Origin of the sequence: Empedobacter sp. GD03739 (assembly GCF_029843245.1) — a bacterium.
Lineage (GTDB): Bacteria > Bacteroidota > Bacteroidia > Flavobacteriales > Weeksellaceae > Empedobacter > Empedobacter falsenii_B.
The window spans coordinates 1-2,106 of record NZ_JAOCHX010000095.1; the positions used below are offsets into that span (position 1 = coordinate 1).

The window sequence follows — 2,106 nt, forward strand, 5'->3', positions numbered from 1 at the left end:
AAAATCACCTTCACAGTCGTATTTTAAACACACCGTTTACGGACTTCGATTTCTGCTTAAATCGGAAGGTTTGAGCTATGATTATTTGAGTCTTCCGGAAATTAAAAGAGAGAAAAAACTGCCTGTAGTGCTTAGTAAACAGGAGGTTTGGCAGATGTTGTCCGGCTGTAAACTTTTAAAACATAAAATTTTGATCGGCATTCTTTACGGCTGCGGATTGCGCTGTATGGAAGTTCGAAATCTCCGTTTGTGCGACTTAGATTTTGGTCGAAAACAACTCAAAGTGGTTCAGGGAAAAGGCAAAAAAGACCGCTATTTACCACTTTCCGAACATCTGATTCGTGGGCTCAAAAAGTATATCGAAGCGGAAAAACCGGAAGATTATCTCTTTGGAGAACCTCGTGGAGGGCGTGCTGGTGGCGATTTCGATTCCCGTTACTCCCAGCGCGGCGTTCAGTGGGCGGTAAAGCAGGCATCAAAAACGGCAAATATCCTGAAAGAAGTGAGTGTCCATACGCTTCGGCACAGTTTTGCGACGCATCTTCTGGAAGATGGGATGGATATTTTGAGCATCAAAAATCTTCTCGGTCACGAAAGTATCGATACCACGCTGGTTTATCTTCAAATTGCCCAGCTTTCAACCCAAAAACTCTTTTCACCGCTCGATACCCTTTTTTCAGAATTTGGGAAAAAATGAGCGGTTTAAAAACCTCAAAAAAACAGTCAGTTCAACCTCAATCTCAACCTCAATACGAAGTCGCCGATGTTTTAAACAAATTAGGTTCAAAATTGGAAGATTTAGGACTTAATTCTTGGCAATTACGAACACTTTCAGCGTTGAAAAAATGCCGTACCTCTGCTTTGGGTGGTCATATTGACGCTTGTGATGAATGTGGAAATGTAAGCATCAGTTACAACTCCTGCCGAAACCGTCATTGCCCAAAATGTCAGAGCAAAAACCGAGAGCAATGGATTGAAAATCGGGAAACCGAACTGCTTCCGGTACCTTATTTCCACGTGGTTTTTACGCTTCCTGATGTATTGAACAAAACCGCGCTTCACGAGCCCAAAATGTTGTACGATTTTTTATTTGAATCTGCCTGGGAAACGCTTCAAACGTTTGGTGAAAATCGAGGTTTAAAAATGGGAATGATTGCTGTTTTGCACACTTGGGGGCAGAATCTGAGCCTTCATCCGCATTTGCACTGCATTGTTCCGGGCGGTGGAGTGGATGAAAGCGGAGCTTGGAAAAATCTACGTTCAGACGGCAAATTTTTGTTTCCGGTAAAGGCTTTGAGTAAAGTTTTCAGGGCTAAATTTTGTGAGAAATTAAAAGATAAAAACTTTGAAGAGTATACCAAAATCAGGCAAAATCTGTGGGAAAAGTCTTGGGTTGTTTACGCCAAAAAGCCTTTTGGAAGCCCAAAATCTGTGGTAGAATATTTGGGCAGATACACGCATAAAATCGCCATCAGCAACCAGAGAATCAGGAAAATTGACGCGGAAACGGTAACTTTTTCTTACAAAGATTACCGCCAAAAAGGCATCAAAAAGCAGATGGTTTTGAGCCATGAAGAGTTTATCCGCCGTTTTGTGATGCATATTTTACCGAAAAGATTTGTAAAAATCCGTCATTATGGTTTTTTGAGCAGCACCTGGAAGCGTATCAAACTTAAAAATCTACAACAAAATTTAGGCATCCAGCCCAAAGAAAAGCTTCCGCCAAAAGCTTTTCAGCCGAAATGTACGTGTTGTAAAGATGGAAATCTTGTGACGATTGCCACGTTCGATCTACGAGGTCCGCCAAGTTGGTTTTTGGAGATGAGCCGAAATTTACCTGCTCCTAAATCTGCATTTTAGCGGATTTGGGTAAGGGAAATGTTAACCTAACGTGAAGGAAAGCACGATAAAACCAAGAAAAACTCGCCAAAATCACCCACAAAAAAAGAGACTCTTCTCAAAGTCTCTTGTATCTCTAAAAATCTTTTGTCGATAAACCCATAGTGTGGGAAAATACCCAACCAAAAGCTGCCGAAGGTTCCGTTCAACAGGGTTTTCATTGTTCGTGCTGCGCACGCAACGAAAACTTAGCTATTAGCGGTAGTT

General features: G+C 41.6%; 2 protein-coding genes. Both read left to right on the forward strand.

All coding sequences use genetic code 11. The features are described 5' to 3' along the window. The coding region (locus N5E64_RS15510; protein ID WP_280038284.1) for a tyrosine-type recombinase/integrase at positions 1–697 on the forward strand (697 nt) is incomplete at its 5' end. Further along, entirely contained in the window at positions 694–1,860 is a 1,167-nt protein-coding gene (locus tag N5E64_RS15515; RefSeq protein ID WP_024564049.1) for an IS91 family transposase, read from the forward strand. The genes N5E64_RS15510 and N5E64_RS15515, both read left to right, overlap by 4 nt. Positions 1,861–2,106: the final 246 nt, after the last annotated feature.